Origin of the sequence: Allobosea sp. Root381 (genome assembly GCF_001429395.1) — a bacterium.
GTDB lineage: Bacteria > Pseudomonadota > Alphaproteobacteria > Rhizobiales > Beijerinckiaceae > Allobosea.
This window is the reverse complement of the sequence record NZ_LMJT01000001.1, coordinates 441,095-458,320: the sequence shown is the minus strand read 5'-3', so window position 1 is coordinate 458,320 and position 17,226 is coordinate 441,095. Positions and strand designations below refer to the sequence as shown.

Sequence of the window (17,226 nt, the reverse complement as noted above, 5' to 3'; positions counted from 1 at the left end):
AATCGCTTCGCGACAGTCAGTCAAATCAGGTTCGGTGCGGGCGTTGTTGCCCGCGACAGGGTCTCAGGCCGTCACTTCGCCGCGGCGGCGACCTTGCCGGCCGCATCGCCGGCATTGGCGAATTTCTGCTTCGATTCGGCGAGCCAGGCGTCGTAGCGCTCCTGGCTGACGACGCGGAAGGCAATCGGCATATAGGCGTGGTTCTGTCCGCAGATGAACGAGCACTGGCCGTAATAGATGCCCTCGCGGTCGGCCTTGAACCAGGTCTCGTTCAGGCGGCCGGGAATGGCGTCGATCTTGATGCCGAAGGACGGCACCGTGAACTTGTGGATGACGTCGGCGCCGGTGACCTGCACGCGCACGATCTTGCCGACCGGCACCACCGCCTCGTTGTCGACGGCGAGCAGGCGCGGGGCCTCATCGGCGGCGATCTTCTTGGACGCGATCGCCTCCGCGCGCTGCTTCTCGTCGAGCATCAGCGAGTCGAAGCCGAAGCCGCCACCGTCCTGCGCGTACTCATAGGACCAGTACCACTGCTTGCCGGTCACCTTCATGGTGATGTCGGCCTGCGGGATCTCGAGCTGCAGCTTCAGCAAGCGGAAGGAGGGAATCGCGATAACGACGAGGATGAGGACGGGAATCACCGTCCAGGCCACCTCGAGCAGGGCGTTGTGGGTGGTCTTGGAAGGCGTCGGGTTGGCCTTCTCGTTGAACTTCCACGCCACGTAGATCAGCAGCCCGAGCACGAAGATGGTGATCGCGAAGATGATGACGTTCAGCCAGTCGTGGAACCAGTGGATGTAGTGCGCCACCTCGGTGACGGCGCCCTGCAGGTTGAGCTGCCAGGGGCTCGGCATGCCGGTTCCGGCGAGCGCGGCGTCGGAGACGATCGTCGTCACGGCGACGGCAAGGGCCGATGCGGCCACGGTTGCAAGGGTCCTGCTCAGAAAACGCATCGATCCGACATAGCTCCTTATCGCGCCCCCACATGGCCGCCCGTCATGATGCGTCCGTCGGGGCGCTGATGAAGGGATTGTTCCATGCCTGGCCGGTGCGGCCGCGAGGCCACCTTGTTCTCTGGGATTGCGATAGATCAAAGATCGCGCTTGCGCCAGAGGCTCAATGCGGGGTCGCAACTCATCCTGTGCGGCATAATCGCGCGAGCGCGGGGCTCCGTCGCCGCCGGAATGATCGGCCTGCCTTGACAGGACCGGGCCTGCATGGTCCCAACGCAGGCCATCATGGGGCGAAGCGGGATTGTGCCGTGTGAAGCCGGCTTTCCGCCCGAATTTCGCTCTTTAGTTACGGTGCAGCTGCGGCGGTGGGCACCGGTTTGGAGGAATCGCAGGGATGGGTAGGATCATCGGGCCTGTCTGCGCGGCGGCTCTCGCGCTGGCCGGCTTCGGTCTGGCTGCGGCCCCCGCGCTGGCGCAGGGGGCGGTCAAGTCGACGCATGGCGACTGGCAGATGCGCTGCGAGGTGCCGCCCGGCGCCAAGACTGAGCAATGCGCGCTCGTCCAGAACGTCGCGGCCGAGGACCGGCCGAATCTGACGCTGCTCGTCATCGTGCTCAAGACGGCCGACCAGAAGAGCCGACTCCTGCGCGTGGTCGCTCCGCTCGGCGTGCTGCTGCCCTCGGGGCTCGGCCTGAAGATCGACGACAAGGACATCGGCCGCGCCGGCTTCGTGCGCTGCCTGACGACGGGCTGCGTCGCCGAGGTCGTGATGGACGATACCCTGCTCGGCCAGCTCAAGGGCGGAAAGAGCGCCACCTTCATCGTATTCCAGACGCCGGAAGAGGGGGTGGGCGTGCCCGTCTCGCTCAACGGCTTCGGCCCCGGCGTGGAGACCCTTCCGTGACTGATGCGCTTTTTCGCCTGCCTGCCTCGCTGGTCGTTCCCGTTCTCTGCCTGGGCCTCGCCGGATGCGGTTCCTCGAGCTCGTCCACCGGCGAGCCGGGCGCGCTGCAGAAATTCGGCAATGTCGTGATGTTCCAGTCGACGACGCCGCCGGCTGCTCAGCCGTTGCCGAAGGAAGAGGAAGACGAGCAGCTGGTCTGCCCGCAGGTCATCATCGCCGAAGGCGGGGCCGCGATCCGGGCCCAGGCCGGGCAGGATAGTGCCGGGCTCCGCCACCAGATCTCGATCCTCAACGTTGCGCGCGAATGCACGCCCACCGGCGATGGCGGTTTCCGCCTCAAGGTCGGCGTCGAGGGCCGCGTGCTGCTCGGCCCGGCCGGTGGTGCCGGCAGCTACAGCGCGACGCTGACGACGCTGGTCACCCGCGGCACGACGCAGGTCGCGCGCCGCACCGCCCGCGTCGGCGGCACTGTCCCTTCCGGCCAGGGCGGCACCGACTTCTCGCATGTCGAGGACGGCATCATGGTCCCGCCCGGGCGCAGCGATGTCGAGATCTTCGTGGGCCTCGGCACCGGCTCCGCAGCGCCGGCGCGTTCGCGTCGCCGCTGATGCCGTCGGGCCATCGGGTCCAGCCGATGCAAAGACGCGCGTGGATTGCCTCCGAACCGGGCGACGCCGCGATTGACTAAGGCGCGGCGTCTTGTATCTGTGCGGGCAGCCGCAACATCCCCGCGGGAGAGACCGGGTCCGGACTTGTCCGGTTCCGGCGCCGAAGGCGCAACCGCCCCGGAAACGCTCAGGCAAACGGACCGCGTGGGAACTGGCGCTCTGGAAAGCGGCGGAGGAAACTCCGCCCACCGACGGGTGTAACCTGTCCGGCCGCTTGGTCGGTATGGGGAAATCTCTCAGGTCCCAAGACAGAGGGGGCGCGCTCCGGACAGTTCCGTCCGGGGCTTGCGCTCGACTCTGGAAGGGGCCGCCATGGCGACCGAAGCCGCTCTATCCGATGCCGCCGGCTCTGACGCCGCGCCGCTCAAGACCCCGCTGCATGCGCGCCACGTCACGCTGGGCGGCAAGATGGTGCCCTTCGCCGGCTACGACATGCCGGTGCAGTACCCGACCGGCATCCTCACCGAGCACAACTGGACGCGCGAGAAGGCCGGCCTCTTCGACGTCTCGCATATGGGCCAGTGCTTCCTGATCGGTCCCGATCACGAGACCACGGCGCGCGCGCTCGAGGCGCTGATCCCCGCCGACATCGTCAACCTCGCCCCCGGCAAGCAGCGCTATTCGCAGCTCCTCAACGAGGAGGGCGGCATCCTCGACGACCTGATGGTGACCCGCTCGATCGATCCCGACGAGGACGGCGCGCTCTATCTCGTCGTCAACGCCGCCTGCAAGGATGCCGACTACGCCCATATCGAGGCGCGGCTGCCTGCCAATGTGAAGCTGGTCAAGGCCGAGCATCGCGCGCTGATCGCGCTGCAGGGACCGGGCGCCGAAGCCGCGCTTGCCGCCATCGCCCCCGAGGCGGCCGAAATGGGCTTCATGACCTCGCGCACCATGAAGGTCGCCGGTCACAAGGCCAATGTCAGCCGCTCCGGCTATACCGGTGAGGACGGCTACGAGATTTCCGCCGCCGCGACCAAGATCGGCGAGATCTGGGACACGCTGCTGCTCGACGCCAACGTCAAGCCGATCGGCCTCGGCGCCCGCGATTCGCTCCGGCTGGAAGCGGGGCTTTGCCTTTACGGCCACGACATCGACACCACGACCTCGCCGGTCGAGGCCGGGCTGAACTGGTCGATCCAGAAGCGTCGGCGCGAGGAGGGCGGCTTCCCCGGCGCGGCGCGCATCCAGCGCGAATTCGCGGACGGCGTCTCGCGCATCCGCGTCGGCCTGAAGCCCGAGGGCCGGGCCCCGGCCCGCGAGGGCAGCGAGATCGCGACGCCGGAAGGCGAGATCGTCGGCAAGGTGACATCCGGAGGCTTCGGCCCGACGCTGAACGGCCCCTGCGCCATGGGCTACGTCGCCAAGGCCCATTCCGCGCCGGGCACGCAGCTCAACCTGATCGTGCGCGGCAAGCCGCTGCCGGCCGTCGTCGCCGCGATGCCCTTCGTCCCCAACGGCTACAAGCGCTGAGCCTTTCAAACCCTTTTCTGAATTCTCCCGGAGACTGATCCCATGGCCGAGACCCGCTACACCAAGGACCACGAATATATCCGCATCGAAGGCGACACCGGCACCGTCGGCATCTCCGACTACGCCCAGGGCCAGCTCGGCGACGTCGTCTTCGTCGAGCTTCCCGCGGTCGGCAAGGCGCTGGCCAAGGGCGGCGAGGCTGCCGTGGTCGAGAGCGTCAAGGCGGCTTCCGAAGTCTATGCGCCGGTTTCCGGCGAGGTCGTCGAGGTCAATGCCGAGCTCGAAGCCGCGCCCGGCACCGTCAACGAGGACCCTGCCGGCAAGGGCTGGTTCCTCAAGATCAAGCTCAAGGATGCCGCCGAGCTTGAGAGCCTGATGGGCGAGGAAGAGTACCAGAACTACGTCAAGACGCTTTGACCGCTGCACCGTCATTCTCGGGCGAAGCGAAGCTTTGACCCGAGAATCTCGGGACGAGAAGAAACTGGTTTCCGAGATGCTCGGGGCAAGCCCGAGCATGACGCCGGTTGGAAGCCACGACGGAACACGAAGGACATTCCATGCGCTACCTTCCCCTGACCGACACCGACCGCGAGGACATGCTCGCGCGCATCGGTGTGCCCGATATCGACGCGCTGTTCTCCGACGTGCCCGGCGGCAAGCTCCTGAAGGCGCCGCTCGATCTGCCGCGCACCAAGGGCGAGCTCGAGGTCGAGCGCATCATGGCCCGCATGTCGGCGAAGAACACCGCCGCCTCCGCCGTGCCGTTCTTCGTCGGTGCCGGCGCCTACAAGCATCATGTCCCGGCGACGGTGGACCACCTGATCCAGCGTTCGGAGTTCCTGACCAGCTACACGCCCTACCAGCCCGAGATCGCGCAGGGCACGCTGCAATATCTCTTCGAGTTCCAGACGCAGATTGCGGCGCTGACCGGCATGGAGGTCGCCAACGCCTCGATGTATGACGGCTCGACCGGCACCGGCGAGGCGGTGCTGATGGCGCATCGCGTCACGCGGCGTCGCAAGGCGGTGCTCTCCGGCGGTCTGCACCCGCATTATACCGAGGTGGTGAAGACGCTGTCGGAGATGGCGAATGACGATGTCGTGGCGCTGAAGGCCGACGTCTCGGCCAGCGAGGACATCCTCTCCCAGATCGACGACAGCGTCTCCTGCGTCGTCGTCCAGTCGCCGGACGTCTTCGGCAACCTGCGCGACCTGAAGCCGATCGCCGAGAAGGCCCATGCCCATGGCGCCCTGCTGATCGCGGTCTTCACCGAGGTCGTCTCGCTCGGCGCGGTGACGCCGCCCGGCGCCCAGGATGCCGACATCGTCGTCGGCGAGGGCCAGTCGATCGGCAATGCGCTCAACTTCGGCGGCCCCTATGTCGGCCTCTTCGCCGCAAAGTCGAAATATATCCGCCAGATGCCGGGCCGGCTCTGCGGCGAGACGGTGGATGCCGACGGCCAGCGCGGCTTCGTGCTGACGCTCTCGACCCGCGAGCAGCATATCCGCCGCGACAAGGCGACCTCGAACATCTGCACCAATTCCGGCCTCTGCGTGCTGGCCTTCACCATCCACATGACGCTGCTCGGGCAGGCCGGCTTCACCCTTCTCGCCGAGGTCAACCACGCCAATGCGGTCAAGCTCGCCGATGCGCTGGCCGGCGTGACCGGCGTCACGGTGCTGAACGAGACCTTCTTCAACGAGTTCACGGTGAAGCTGAAGAAGCCCGCCGCCGAGGTCGTCGAGGTCCTGGCCGCCAAGGGCATCCTCGCCGGCGTCCCGGTCTCGCGGCTGCTGCCGCATGCCGGGCTCGACGACCTGCTGATCATCGCCTCGACCGAGGTGAATACCGATGAAGACCGGGCAGCCCTCGTGGCCGCGCTCGTGGAGGTGCTGTGATGCTGAACCGTCAGGGACGTCCCACCCAGGCCGGCGCCGCCTCGCATGAGGATCGCGCCACCTTCACCGGCAACAAGGCCCTCCAGCAGATCGAGCCGCTGATCTTCGAGATCGGCCATCACGAATCGACCGGCGTCGACATCGAGAAGCCGGCTGCCTTCAAGCCGCGTCTCGGCAGCCATGCCCGCCAGGGCGAGATCGGTTTGCCCGGTCTCTCCGAGCCCGAGACGATGCGCCACTATGTGCGCCTCAGCCAGAAGAACTACGGCATCGACACCGGGCTCTTCCCGCTCGGCTCCTGCACGATGAAGCACAATGCCCGTCTCAACGAGAAGACGGCGCGCCTGCCCGGCTTCTCCGACGTGCATCCGCTACAGCCGCTCTCGACCGTGCCGGGCGCGCTCGACGTCATGCTTGAGCTGTCGCGCTACCTGATGACGCTGACCGGCATGCCGGCGGTGGCGCTTTCCCCGAAGGCAGGCGCCCATGGCGAGGCCTGTGGCATGATGGCGATCAAGGCCGCGATCGCCGCCAAGGGCGAGGGCGCGACGCGGACTGTCGTGCTCGTGCCCGAATCGGCCCACGGCACCAACCCGGCGACGGCGGCCCTGATCGGCTTCTCGGTGAAGGCCGTGCCGGCCCGTCCGGACGGCACCGTCGCGGTCGAGGACGTCAAGGCCCTGCTCGGGCCGGACATCGCCGCGATCATGCTGACGAACCCGAACACCTGCGGCATCTTCGAGCCGCAGATCGTCGAGATCGCGGCGGCCCTCCACGAGGCCGGCGCCTATTTCTACTGCGACGGCGCCAACTTCAACGCGATCGTCGGCAAGGCGCGTCCGGGCGATCTCGGCGTCGACGCCATGCACATCAACCTGCACAAGACCTTCTCGACGCCGCATGGCGGCGGCGGGCCGGGCGCGGGGCCGGTCGTGCTCTCGGAGCGGCTTGCTCCGTTTGCGCCGGTCCCCTTCATCCATGTTGTGAACGACAAGCCGCATCTGATCGAGACGCGCGAGGAAGCGCCCGCAGGCAACGAGCCCTTCGGCCGCATGACCGCCTTCCACGGCCAGATGGGCATGTATGTCCGCGCGCTGACCTATATGCTCAGCCACGGCGCCGACGGCATGAAGCAGGCCTCGGAGGATGCGGTCCTCAACGCCAACTACATCCGCGCCTGCCTGTCGGACCTGATGTCGCTGCCCTATCCCGACCATCCCTCGATGCACGAGGTGCTGTTCGACGACGAATGGCTCAAGGGCACCGGCGTCTCGACCCTCGATTTCGCCAAGGCGATGATCGACGAGGGCTACCATCCGATGACGGTCTATTTCCCGCTCGTCGTGCATGGCGCGATGCTGATCGAGCCGACGGAATCGGAATCGAAGGCCTCGCTCGACCTCTTCATCGCGACGCTGCGCGACCTCGCCATCTCGGCCAAGGGCAACGACAAGGAGCGCTTCACCAGTGCGCCGCATCACGCCCCGATCCGGCGCCTCGACGAGACCCGCGCGGCGCGCCAGCCCGTGCTGAAATGGGTGAAGCCGGCGCCGGTCGCGGAGGCCGCGGAGTAGGGTTACCGTTAGGTCCGGTGATCTTAAGCCTTCCTTGACCATGAGGATGAATGATCCCCCCGTGCCGCTCTCTGCGGCCCGGGGGTTTTTTTATGTCCGTGCGTCCCTCCATCCTCGCTGCGGCGGCCGCTCTGCTGCTAGCCTCGACGGCGATCGTCCGTGCGAACGAGCCGAGCTACGGCCCGAACACCTATGATCGCACGCTCGAGGCGCTGATCGCGCATGAGGATATCGCCGGCCGTGGCGGCTGGCCGAAGGTGCCGTCCACCGTCACCGCGCTGAAGCCCGATGCGCAGGGGCCGGATGTCGCCGCGCTGAAGCAGCGGCTGCTGCTGAGCGGCGATCTCGCGCCCGAGGCGGTCGCGGGCGATGTCTATGATGTCGCCGTCGTCGAGGCGGTGAAGCGCTTCCAGGTCCGCCATGGCCTGTCCGATCTCGGCACGGTCGGTCGGCTGACGCTGCGGGCGCTCAACACCCCGGTCGAGGTCCGGCTGAACCAGCTCACCGCCACGCTGGAGCGGCTGAAGGGCAACGGCTTCTCCTTCGCCGAGCGCTATGTCGTGGTGAACATTCCCGGGGCCAGCGTCGAGGCGGTCGAGAACGGCCAGGTCCAGCGCCGGCACCTCGCCATCGTCGGCCGGGCGGACCGGCCATCGCCGGTGCTCCAGGCCAACATCACCTCGGTCAATCTCAACCCGTACTGGACCGCGCCGACCTCGATCGTGAAGGCGGACATCATCCCGAAGATGCGCAAGGAGCCGGATTTTCTGGCGAAGTCGCATATGCGTCTGCTCGGGGCGGAGAACAAGGAAATCGACCCCGCGACCGTCAACTGGGCCACGCTGAACTCGCCCTATTTCACGGTTCGGCAGGACCCCGGCCCCGACAATTCGCTCGGCCAGATGAAGATCGACATGCCCAATACGGAGGCGGTCTATCTCCACGACACGCCGAAGAAGTCGCTCTTCCGCAACGACGTCCGCTTCAACTCATCGGGCTGCGCCCGTGTCGAGGGCGTGCGCGATCTCGGCGCCTGGCTGCTCGAGGGCACGGAATGGACGCTGCCGACGATCGAGGCCGAGATCGCGAAGGGCGAACGCAAGAACATCGCGCTGAAGAAGCCGGTGCCGGTCGCCTGGGTCTATCTCACCGGCTGGCAGGGGGCGGACGGTCTCGTGCATTTCCGCGAGGACATCTACAGCCTCGACACGCCCCAGGGCATCGTTACCTCGACGATCCAGCCGCGCAAGCCGAAGCCCAAAGCGATGGCCGTTCCGGTGCCGCGCCCGACCGTGATCCCGGTGACGGCGGCAGGCAATCCCCCGGCGGCGCGCGTCAGCGCCAGCAATTGACGTCTCCGGCCTACAGCGTCTTCCGCGGCCTGAACGTCACTGCGGGGAGGCCGCAGGCCTGAGCCTGGAACTGTTGAGCACGCCGTTGGTCCAATGAGCGCGGGGAACCCTCTCCCGGAGAGAGAGGGCAGGGTGAGGGGTAGGCCGTTGGACACCGTAAGCCGTGACCCCACCGCAGCCACCGTCAGGCCGGTGCTCGGCTCGTCCAAGGGCCTAAACCTCACCCCTGCCCCTGTCCTTACAGGGGAGGGGTTCCTCGAACTGTCCGCACTCGACGTCGTATAGAGCGGTTCGAGGGGCTGTTGCTTGTAGATCGAAACGAAAAACGCCGCGCCCCGAGGGGCGCGGCGTCGATCTCTTGAAGCTTGAGCCTGAGCTCAGTTGAGCTTGGCCTTGACCTCGTTCAGTCCGGCGGCGAACAGCGTGTCGCCGGTCTTGCCGCTGACCTGCCCGCGCAGGATGACCTCTGCGGCGCGGGTGGCAGCCTCGGCCGCCGCGGCGCGGACATCGGCCTCGGCCTGGCTTTCGGCGAAGGCGATCTTCTCCTCGGCAGCCTTGGTGCGGCGCGCGACGAAGTCGTTCAGCTTCGCCTCGGCCTCGGCGGCGAGGCGCTTGGCCTCCTCATTGGCGGCGGCAACGATCTCCGCGGCCTCCGACTCGGCTGCCTTGCGCTTGGTCTCGAACTCGGCGAGCAGCTTCTCGGCCTCGGTGCGCAGGCGGCGCGCCTCGGCGAGCTCCTGCGCCACCTTCTCGCCGCGCGAATCGAGCGCGGCGACGATGGCCTTCGGCACGCCGAAATAGGCCAGGATGGCGAGGAAGATGACGAGCGATACGGCGACCCAGAAAGTATCCATCTGTCTTCTCCTCAGCCGCGCGCCAGGACCTGGTCGACGGCCTCGGACGCCTCGGCGGCGGTCGGGGCTTTGCCGGTCAGCTTGGTGACGATCGCAACCGCGACGTCGGTGCCGAGGCCGCGGACGTTCGTCATGGCCTTGGCCTTGGTGTCCGCGATCGTGGCTTCAGCCGTGGCGAGCTTGCCGGAAAGCTCGCTCTCGACGGCATGGCGGCGTGCATCCGAGGCCTTGGCGCCGGCATCGCGCGCCTGCTGGGCGATGCCCTGCGCATTCTTGCGGGCTTCGGCCAGGGCCGTCTCATAGGCTTTGGCCGTCTCTTCGGCCTTGGCCTGCATCTGGGCTGCGTTGTCGAGATCGCGCGCGATCGTATCGGCGCGCTCCTCGAGCACGGAGCCGATTCGGGGCAGGGCGACCTTCGACATCAGCCAGTAGAGCGCGCCGAAGGTGATGGCGAGCCAGAACAGCTGGCCGGTGAAGGTCGTGGCGTCGAAGGGAGGGAAGGCGGCCTTTTCGCCGCTCAGGGGCGGCGTCTGAGCCGCAGCGGCTCCCGCCAGCAGCGTGGCGGGCAGCGCCGAGGCGACGAGACCGGCCCATCCTTGCCTGACGAACCGTGAAGATCGAACCGGCATGGGCTGCCTTTCAGCGGAAGGAAATGGAGGCCGCGCCCGATCCCGTCATGGGATTCCGGGCGCGGCGGGAGGCAAGCGGTCGGACGCGTCAGACCACGAAGAGCAGGACGAGCGCCACGACGAAGGCGAAGATGCCCAGGCCTTCGGCGAGCGCCGCGCCGATGAAGGCGCGCGGGAACTGGCCGTCGGCCGCCGAGGGGTTGCGCAGCGCGCCGGAGAGGAAGTTGCCGAAGATGGTGCCGACGCCGATGGCGGCGAGGCCCATGCCGAGCGAGGCGAGGCCAGCGCCGATGTACTTGGCTGCAACGGGATCCATGGTCTTTCTCCAGTGTGAATAAGGCTAGATGGCGGGGTTGGAAACGGGCGTGTTGGAAACTCTCGGCGGTCTGACCGGCTCAGTGGCCCGGATGCAAGGCGTCGTTGAGATAGACGCAGGTCAGGATCGCGAAGACATAGGCCTGCAGGAAGGCGACGAGGAACTCGAGCGCGGTCAGCGCGACCGCCAGGAACAGCGGCAGCGGCGCGATCGCATAGCCGAGGACGCTGCCGCCGGCGAGCAGGGCGACGACGAAGCCGCCGAACACCTTGAGCGCGATATGGCCGGCCAGCATGTTGCCGAACAGACGAAGCGAGAGCGAGATCGGCCGCGACAGGAAGGAGACGGCCTCGATCAGGACCATGAAGGGCAGCAGCCAGCCCGGCACGCCCGACGGCACGAAGAGCCCGAAGAAATGGCTGCCATGCTTGACGATGCCGTAGACCAGGACGGTGCCGATCACGAGGAAGGCGAAGGCCGCAGTCACGATGATGTGGCTGGTCACCGTGAAAGAGCCGGGCACCATGCCGAGCATGTTGGCCATCAGCACGAACATGAACAGCGAGAACACCAGGGGGAAGAACTTCATGCCGTCCTTGCCCATCACGCCGGTGACGGTCGAGGCGACGAATTCGTAGATCATCTCGGCGAGCGACTGCAGCCGGCCGGGGACGACCGAACGCTGGCTCGAGCCATGGATCATGATCAGCGAGACCGCGGCGACGATGAGGACCATCATCAGCGACGCGTTGGTGAACGACAGGTCGAGGCCGAACGGCCGCAAGCCGACGATCGGCTTGATCTCGAATTGGTGGATCGGATCGATTCCGCCGCCAGCCGCCATGTCACTTCAGCCCTTTGTCCTGCGGCCTCTCGGCCGCCAGCCTCGGTCATTCCTTCGGCGCGCCGCCCTTCGACCCGGAGGTCGGACGCGAACCGAGCCGATAGACGGAACGCAGCCCCGCAATGGCCCCGATCACCAGAAAGGCGATCAGCAGGAACGGGGACGTTCCCAGCCATCGGTCTGCGAGGACCCCGATCAGGGCGCCTGCGATGATGCCGCCTGCGAGATCGGTGGCGGCGCGTAAGCCTGAGGACATGGCACCAGCGAAGGCCCCGTCCGGTCCAGCCTGGCTCGCGCCCGGCTTTTCGTTCTTCTCGGCCTTCCCGAGGGCGGCCTTCAAGGAACCCAGTCTTGCGCGCAACTCCGAGTCTGAAGCGTTTTTGTCGGGTTCGGACATGGCAGCAGCTCCATGCTTGACCGTGGAATGGCCACGATCACGCAAAAAACCACACGATCCCTGCCGAGCCCGCGCATCGAGCCGTCGTCAGCACGGCCTCCTTTATTGCCCGCTCCTGACGCTGTCAAGGCAGGGGAAAGCGGGTTAACGTATTGGAATATCTATAAATTCAGGCGGAGTGCGACATTCTTGCCGCATTGCGAAGGCGATTGTGGCCTTTTTTCAACCGGAGTCGGTTGGGTTTCGAAGGTTGGAGCAGGCTCGCCGTCATTTCGGGGCGTTGCGCGGCAACGAGCCCGGAACCCCTAACCGCCGGACTGCCAGGAAAAGTTGAGCGGCGGCCGCGCCGGTACATCGATGCTGCGGTCTTCATGGGTTCCGGGCTCAGGCCTGCGGCCTGCCCCGGAATGATGTCCGTTGCCGAGCGCGCGGATTCTCTTACCCCGCCTCGCGGATGCCCTCGGCCGTGGCGAGATCGACCGAGACCATCTGGCTGACGCCGCGCTCGGCCATGGTCACGCCGAAGAGCCGGTCCATCCGCGCCATCGTGATCGGGTTGTGGGTGATCAGGATGAAGCGCGTCTGCGTTGAGCGTGCCATCTCGTCGAGCAGGTCGCAGTAGCGCTCGACATTGGCGTCGTCGAGCGGGGCGTCGACCTCGTCGAGGACGCAGATCGGCGAGGGGTTGGTCAGGAACACCGCGAAGATCAGGGCGGTCGCGGTCAGGGCCTGCTCGCCGCCGGAGAGCAGCGTCATCACCTGCGGCTTCTTGCCCGGCGGGCGGGCGAAGATTTCGAGCCCGGCGTCGAGAGGGTCCTCGGCATCGACCAGCTTCAGCTCGGCCGTGCCCCCGCCGAACAGCACGGCGAAGAGCCGCTGGAACTCGGTGTTGACGATCTCGAAGGCGGCGAGCAGCCGCTCGCGCCCCTCGCGGTTGAGCGCGCCGATCGCCTGCCGCAGCCGGCGGATCGCCTCGCCGAGATCGTCGCGCTCGGATGTCAGCCCTTCGCGCTTGCCCTTGACCTCGGTCAACTCGTCCTCGGCCCGCAGATTGACCGCGCCCAGCCTTTCGCGCTCGCCCTTCAGCCCGGACAGGCGGCGCTCGACGCTCTCCTGTTCGGGGGGCGCTTCGCCGGGCTTCATCCCGGCCAGCGCGTTGAGGCCGTCGAGCCTGGTCTCGAGCCCGTCCTCGATCTGCCGCGTCACATCGGCGAGGCGCTGACGTGCCGCTTCCAGCTTCGCCTCCGCCGCGGCGCGGATCTCGCGGGCGCCGGCCAGTCCTTCGAGCGCGATGCGCGCCTGGCGGTCGGTCTCGGACAGCGCTGCCTCGCCGACGGCCAGCCGGTCGGCGGCCTCGCGGCGCAGCGTCTCGGCGCCCTCGATCTCGGCCAGCAGCCGGCGCCGCTCGGTCAGGAAGGTGTCCGGGGCCTCCAGCAGCGCGGTGCGCTCGACTGTCACGGCCTCGATTCGGCGGCGCGTCTCAGCCGCTGTCTGGCCGCTCGTGGCGGCGCGCTCGCGCCAGGCCTTCATGTCGGCGGCGATGGCGGCGCGTCGGCTGGCCCGCAACTCGGTCTCGCGCGAAAGCGTCTGCACGCGGGCGCGCGCATCCGAGGCGACGACGCGCTGCTCGCCGAGCACGACGCGCGCCTTCAGCAGCGTGTTCTCCAGCTCGGCCGAAGGCGGCAGCGCGCCGGCCGACTGTTCCTGCGCCGTCACCTGCGCTGCCGTCTCCGCGATCGTCTGGCCGAGCCGGCCGATCGCCTCCGTCAGGGCCGAGCGTCGGGCCGCCGCCTCGCTGGCCTTGCGCTCGGCTGCGGCGAACTGCTCGCGCGACTGGTCGAGACCGCGCCGGGCCTGCCGTGCGGCGTCGAGCGCGCTCGTCTCCGTCTGCGTCGCGGCCCTGGCCTCCTGCGCCGCGAGATCGAGCGCCTTGCGCGCCTCTTCGACATCCTCGCGCGCGGCCTGGGCCTCGCGTTCGAGATCGCCCAGCCGGTTCTTCTCGGCGAGCCGGCGCGCCGCCGGGGAGGGCGCCTCGGCCGCGCTGGTAAAGCCGTCCCAGCGCCAGATGTCGCCTTCGCGTGAAACCAGCCGCTGGCCGAGCTTCAGCGCCTCGCGCAAGCGTGCTCCGTTTTCGCGCGGGACGACGCCGATCTGCGACAGGCGGCGTTGCAGCGCGGCCGGCCCGCGCACATGCGCTGTCAGGGGCTCGGCGCCTTCCGGCAGGACGGGGTCGGGGTCGGCGTCTCCCGGCCCGGTCTCGCGCCAATGGCTCGGCGATGCGGTGTCCGTCGCCGCGTCGAGATCGTCGCCGAGCGCCGCGCCCAGCGCGACCTCGAAACCCTTCGCCACACTGATCGAATCGAGCACCGGCGGCCAGCGCCCGCCGCTCGCCGGCGCCAGCAGCTTCTGCAGGGTGCGGATCTCGGTTTCGAGCCGCTGCGCCTTGCGGTCGGCCTCGCTCAGCGGCCCGCGCAGCTGTGCCTCGCGCTCGCGGGCGGCGCCCAGCGCAGAGCGTGCGGCGGTGGCGGCGGTCTCGCTCTCGCGCATCGCGGCCTCGCCCGCCTCTATGGTCTCGCGCAACGCCTCCAGCGGCGCGGCCGGGCTGCTCGCATCGAGCGCAGCCTGGTCCCGCAGCAGGCGCTCGCGCTCGCTCGCGGCGCGGGCCTCGCGCTCCCTGGTCTCGCGCAGCGCCCGCTCCAGCGCGCCGCGGCGGGCCGCTAGATCGGACAGGGCGGCCTGGGCCGCGCCATGCTCGGTCTCGGCCAGCGCCAGGGCGGCCTCCGCCTGCGTCAGAGCGGCAGTGGCGGCCTCGGCGCTGCCGGACGCGCCCTCGCTGTCGCGGATCAGCGCCGCATCCTCGTTTGCCAGCCGCGACAGGCTCTCGCTGGCGTCGCGGGCGACGCTGTCCTGGCGGGCGAGATCGCCCTGCAGCTCGGCCAGGCGCTTGCCGAGTTCCTCCGAGCGCTGCCGGGCGCGCCGGTTCGCGGCCTCGAGCTCGTCGAGGCCGCGCTTGAGCCGCACCAGCGCTGCGGCGGCGGAAGCCTCTGCATCGCGCAAGCCGGGCAGCGCATGCGCCGCGACGGCCTGCCGCTTCGCAGCCTCGGCCTGGATGCCGGTCTGGTCGGCGACGCCGCGGAGAGCCGCCTCCAGCGCCTGTCCGGCCTGCGCCTCCTGCGCCCTTGTCTCGTGATGCGCGATCAGCGCCAGCGTCGCCTCGGCCCGGCGGATGTCGGCAGCGAGGCTGCGATAGCGCGAGGCCTGCCGCGCCTGGCGCTGCAGCGCCTCGATCTGTCCGTCGATTTCGCCGAGCACGTCCTCCAGCCGCGTGAGGTTCTCTTCGGCGCCCTTCAGCCGCAGTTCCGCCTCGTGGCGGCGGCTGTGGAGGCCTGCGATGCCGGCGGCATCTTCCAGGATGCGCCGGCGCGATTGCGGCTTGGCCGAGATCAGCTCGGAGATCTGCCCCTGCCGCACCAGGGCGGGTGAGCGGGCTCCGGTCGCGGCATCGGCAAAGAGCAGCTGCACGTCCCGCGCCCGCACCTCCTTGCCGTTGACGCGATAGGTCGAGCCTTCCTCGCGCTCGATCCGGCGCGTGACTTCGAGCACATCGGTCTCGTTGAAGGCGGCCGGCGCCTTGCGGTCGCTGTTGTCGAGCGTCAGCGCGACCTCGGCCATGTTGCGGCCGGGGCGCTCGTTCGAGCCGGCGAAGATGACGTCGTCCATCCCCGAGCCGCGCATGTTCTTGAACGAGCTTTCGCCCATCACCCAGCGCAGCGCTTCGACGAGGTTGGACTTGCCGCAGCCATTGGGGCCGACGACGCCGGTGAGCCCCGGCTCGATCAGGAATTCGGTCGGCTCGACGAAGGTCTTGAAGCCGGTGAGCTTCAGGCGCGTCAGCTGCATGGACGCATCCTCGCGTCATTGCGAGCGTAGCGAAGCGATCCAGAAGGGCTTGCTCGACGGCCCCTGGATTGCTTCGCTACGCTTGCAATGACGGATGAAACTCGTCCTTGAAGACGACCGCCCTCAGCCGCCGACGAGCGGCTCCAGGATCTTGTCGAATTCGGCGATCGAGAGCGCACCAGAACGCTTCTGCCCGTTGATGAAGAAGGTCGGCGTCGACTCCACGCCAGCCTTGGCCCCACGATCCTTCACTTGCGTGACGGCGTCATAGATATCCTGCCTTTTCAAGCAGGCCTCGAAGGAATCCTGTGTGAAACCGGCCTGCTTGACCATGGCCGACAGCGCGTCGACCGGCTTGTCGCTGAAGGCCCAGCTCTTCTGCTGGGCGAAGAGCAGATCGGTCATCGGTACGTATTTGTCGTTGCCGTTGCAGCGGGCGAGCATGAAGCCTGCCGTCGCCAGCGGGTCGAGCGGGAACTCGCGCAGCGTGAAGCGCACCTTGCCGGTGTCGATGTACTTCGCCTTGAGCGCCGGCCAGGTGTCCTTGTGGAAGGTCGCGCAATGGCCGCAGGTCAGCGACGCGTACTCGATGATCGTGACCTTGGCGTCGGCCGAGCCGAGCCACACATCGCCGAGCGGGCCGGGCGTGGCGAGGTCGGCCTGGGCCTGGGCGGAGGGCGAGCCCAGCATCGCGGCTGCCGCGATCCCGGCTGCGCCGGTCAGAAGCTGTCGCCTGTTCGTCATCGTCGCTGTTCCTGGAAGTGCAAAGGTTGAAGGTCGCAAATGATCCGCCGGGACCATAGAGGCCGGAACGATTGTGGCAAGATCGTCACCACCCGATGCGGCATGCGCTCACGAAGCTGTGTCGTCGCGGCTGTGCCTCGTGCTTTGCGCGATGTTTTGTCCCAGCCGCTCCAGCGCTGCGCGCAACTCCGGATCGGCCACGCCCGAGACCTGCCGGCCGACGCGCGCGACCGTTTCCGAATCGAGCGGCTGCGGCGCCCGCTTCGGTACGGCTGCCTCGACTGGTCCCTGCTTCAGCACCAGCTTGCCGACGGCCCGCCAGCCGAGATGCGTGTTGACGCGCTCTAGTACGATCGGCCCGAGCTGTTGCATCTCGAGCGCAAACGCGCTCTCGACCCGCACCACCATCGTCGCGGGCTCGGACGCCTCGCCGGGCGCCGGGCGGCGGCGCGGCCAGTCGATCTTGAGCGGCCGCGTGCGCTGCGCCAGCCTCTCGCCGACGATCTCCGGCCAGAGCGAGACGATGGCCCGCCCCGCGAAGCCCTGCGCGGCGAGCGCAGGCGCGAGCAGTTCGTCGATCAGGTCAGCGAGGGGTTTTGCGGCCATGCGCCATTGTGAGGCCGCAGGGAGCGGGCGGCAAGCGGCGGCGGGGAGGAGCAAGGGGAGGGCAGCTGGCGATCAGGTGTCACAATCAGCCATTATGGGCGCCGTTGGAGA

Annotated in this window: 16 protein-coding genes and 1 riboswitch; of the genes, 7 read left to right on the top strand and 9 right to left on the bottom strand. The window is 68.2% G+C overall.

What is annotated here, in order from left to right; translation table 11 throughout:
• Positions 1-71 precede the first annotated feature (71 nt).
• Positions 72-857, bottom strand: a complete 786-nt coding sequence (coxB, locus tag ASE63_RS02155; RefSeq protein ID WP_244491263.1) for a cytochrome c oxidase subunit II — start codon at positions 855-857, stop codon at positions 72-74.
• Positions 858-1,350: 493 nt separating this feature from the next.
• Here coxB and ASE63_RS02150 point away from each other — a divergent pair, with 493 nt between their 5' ends.
• From ASE63_RS02150 to ASE63_RS02120, 7 genes are all read left to right on the top strand, one after another.
• Positions 1,351-1,860 (top strand): invasion associated locus B family protein, encoded by a 510-nt coding sequence (locus ASE63_RS02150; protein ID WP_056795729.1) that lies wholly within the window; start codon positions 1,351-1,353, stop codon positions 1,858-1,860.
• Positions 1,857-2,468 (top strand): hypothetical protein, encoded by a 612-nt coding sequence (locus ASE63_RS02145; RefSeq protein ID WP_056795726.1) that lies wholly within the window; start codon positions 1,857-1,859, stop codon positions 2,466-2,468. The genes ASE63_RS02150 and ASE63_RS02145 overlap by 4 nt, the downstream gene beginning before the upstream one ends.
• Positions 2,469-2,581: 113 nt before the next feature.
• Positions 2,582-2,681, top strand: a riboswitch (glycine riboswitch).
• A 159-nt stretch (positions 2,682-2,840) separates the two neighbouring features.
• The gene (gene gcvT / locus ASE63_RS02140) at positions 2,841-4,001 is read left to right on the top strand and encodes a glycine cleavage system aminomethyltransferase GcvT (RefSeq protein WP_056795723.1); all 1,161 of its coding nucleotides are present in this window, start codon (positions 2,841-2,843) and stop codon (positions 3,999-4,001) included.
• Between the two features lie 42 nt (positions 4,002-4,043).
• Positions 4,044-4,418 (top strand): glycine cleavage system protein GcvH, encoded by a 375-nt coding sequence (gcvH, locus tag ASE63_RS02135; protein WP_056795721.1) that lies wholly within the window; start codon positions 4,044-4,046, stop codon positions 4,416-4,418.
• A 140-nt stretch (positions 4,419-4,558) separates the two neighbouring features.
• On the top strand, positions 4,559-5,899 hold the full coding sequence (gene gcvPA, locus ASE63_RS02130; RefSeq protein WP_056795717.1) for an aminomethyl-transferring glycine dehydrogenase subunit GcvPA: 1,341 nt from the start codon (positions 4,559-4,561) through the stop codon (positions 5,897-5,899).
• Positions 5,899-7,473, top strand: a complete 1,575-nt coding sequence (gcvPB, locus tag ASE63_RS02125; protein ID WP_056795714.1) for an aminomethyl-transferring glycine dehydrogenase subunit GcvPB — start codon at positions 5,899-5,901, stop codon at positions 7,471-7,473. Before gcvPA ends, gcvPB begins: the two co-directional genes overlap by 1 nt.
• Before the next feature lie 92 nt (positions 7,474-7,565).
• A complete protein-coding gene (locus tag ASE63_RS02120; RefSeq protein ID WP_056795712.1) occupies positions 7,566-8,825 on the top strand; it encodes a L,D-transpeptidase family protein in 1,260 nt (419 codons plus the stop codon).
• 377 nt (positions 8,826-9,202) lie between these two features.
• On the opposite strand, the gene ASE63_RS02115 is transcribed toward ASE63_RS02120, so the two are convergent.
• The 8 genes from ASE63_RS02115 to ASE63_RS02080 all read right to left on the bottom strand — a co-directional run bounded on the left by ASE63_RS02115 (position 9,203) and on the right by ASE63_RS02080 (position 17,115).
• Positions 9,203-9,679, bottom strand: coding sequence for an ATP F0F1 synthase subunit B (locus ASE63_RS02115; protein ID WP_056795708.1), 477 nt, complete (start codon positions 9,677-9,679; stop codon positions 9,203-9,205).
• 11 nt (positions 9,680-9,690) lie between these two features.
• Complete coding sequence (locus ASE63_RS02110; RefSeq protein WP_082609570.1) at positions 9,691-10,308, bottom strand: hypothetical protein; 618 nt, start codon at positions 10,306-10,308, stop codon at positions 9,691-9,693.
• 88 nt (positions 10,309-10,396) lie between these two features.
• Positions 10,397-10,624, bottom strand: coding sequence for a F0F1 ATP synthase subunit C (locus ASE63_RS02105; RefSeq protein ID WP_043231023.1), 228 nt, complete (start codon positions 10,622-10,624; stop codon positions 10,397-10,399).
• A 79-nt stretch (positions 10,625-10,703) separates the two neighbouring features.
• Positions 10,704-11,468, bottom strand: coding sequence for a F0F1 ATP synthase subunit A (locus ASE63_RS02100; RefSeq protein ID WP_056795705.1), 765 nt, complete (start codon positions 11,466-11,468; stop codon positions 10,704-10,706).
• A 46-nt stretch (positions 11,469-11,514) separates the two neighbouring features.
• Positions 11,515-11,865 carry an AtpZ/AtpI family protein gene (locus ASE63_RS02095; protein ID WP_082609569.1) on the bottom strand — a complete coding sequence of 117 codons (351 nt, stop codon included), beginning with the start codon at positions 11,863-11,865 and terminating at the stop codon, positions 11,515-11,517.
• A gap of 438 nt (positions 11,866-12,303) precedes the next feature.
• Complete coding sequence (locus ASE63_RS02090) at positions 12,304-15,765, bottom strand: AAA family ATPase (protein ID WP_056795700.1); 3,462 nt, start codon at positions 15,763-15,765, stop codon at positions 12,304-12,306.
• A gap of 123 nt (positions 15,766-15,888) precedes the next feature.
• Positions 15,889-16,509, bottom strand: coding sequence for a DsbA family protein (locus ASE63_RS02085; RefSeq protein WP_056795696.1), 621 nt, complete (start codon positions 16,507-16,509; stop codon positions 15,889-15,891).
• 108 nt (positions 16,510-16,617) lie between these two features.
• The gene (locus ASE63_RS02080; RefSeq protein ID WP_056795693.1) at positions 16,618-17,115 is read right to left on the bottom strand and encodes a DciA family protein; all 498 of its coding nucleotides are present in this window, start codon (positions 17,113-17,115) and stop codon (positions 16,618-16,620) included.
• Between the last annotated feature and the right edge of the window lie 111 nt (positions 17,116-17,226).

Bases quoted from the DNA above. Each gene is read 5' to 3' on its own strand.
- coxB (WP_244491263.1), bottom strand. From the start codon at position 857: ATGCCGAGCCCCTGGCAGCTCAACCTGCAGGGCGCCGTCACCGAGGTG.
- ASE63_RS02150 (WP_056795729.1), top strand. From the start codon at position 1,351: ATGGGTAGGATCATCGGGCCTGTCTGCGCGGCGGCTCTCGCGCTGGCC.
- gcvT (WP_056795723.1), top strand. From the start codon at position 2,841: ATGGCGACCGAAGCCGCTCTATCCGATGCCGCCGGCTCTGACGCCGCG.
- gcvH (WP_056795721.1), top strand. From the start codon at position 4,044: ATGGCCGAGACCCGCTACACCAAGGACCACGAATATATCCGCATCGAA.
- gcvPA (WP_056795717.1), top strand. From the start codon at position 4,559: ATGCGCTACCTTCCCCTGACCGACACCGACCGCGAGGACATGCTCGCG.
- gcvPB (WP_056795714.1), top strand. From the start codon at position 5,899: ATGCTGAACCGTCAGGGACGTCCCACCCAGGCCGGCGCCGCCTCGCAT.
- ASE63_RS02120 (WP_056795712.1), top strand. From the start codon at position 7,566: ATGTCCGTGCGTCCCTCCATCCTCGCTGCGGCGGCCGCTCTGCTGCTA.
- ASE63_RS02115 (WP_056795708.1), bottom strand. From the start codon at position 9,679: ATGGATACTTTCTGGGTCGCCGTATCGCTCGTCATCTTCCTCGCCATC.
- ASE63_RS02110 (WP_082609570.1), bottom strand. From the start codon at position 10,308: ATGCCGGTTCGATCTTCACGGTTCGTCAGGCAAGGATGGGCCGGTCTC.
- ASE63_RS02105 (WP_043231023.1), bottom strand. From the start codon at position 10,624: ATGGATCCCGTTGCAGCCAAGTACATCGGCGCTGGCCTCGCCTCGCTC.
- ASE63_RS02100 (WP_056795705.1), bottom strand. From the start codon at position 11,468: ATGGCGGCTGGCGGCGGAATCGATCCGATCCACCAATTCGAGATCAAG.
- ASE63_RS02095 (WP_082609569.1), bottom strand. From the start codon at position 11,865: ATGTCCGAACCCGACAAAAACGCTTCAGACTCGGAGTTGCGCGCAAGA.
- ASE63_RS02090 (WP_056795700.1), bottom strand. From the start codon at position 15,765: ATGCAGCTGACGCGCCTGAAGCTCACCGGCTTCAAGACCTTCGTCGAG.
- ASE63_RS02085 (WP_056795696.1), bottom strand. From the start codon at position 16,509: ATGACGAACAGGCGACAGCTTCTGACCGGCGCAGCCGGGATCGCGGCA.
- ASE63_RS02080 (WP_056795693.1), bottom strand. From the start codon at position 17,115: ATGGCCGCAAAACCCCTCGCTGACCTGATCGACGAACTGCTCGCGCCT.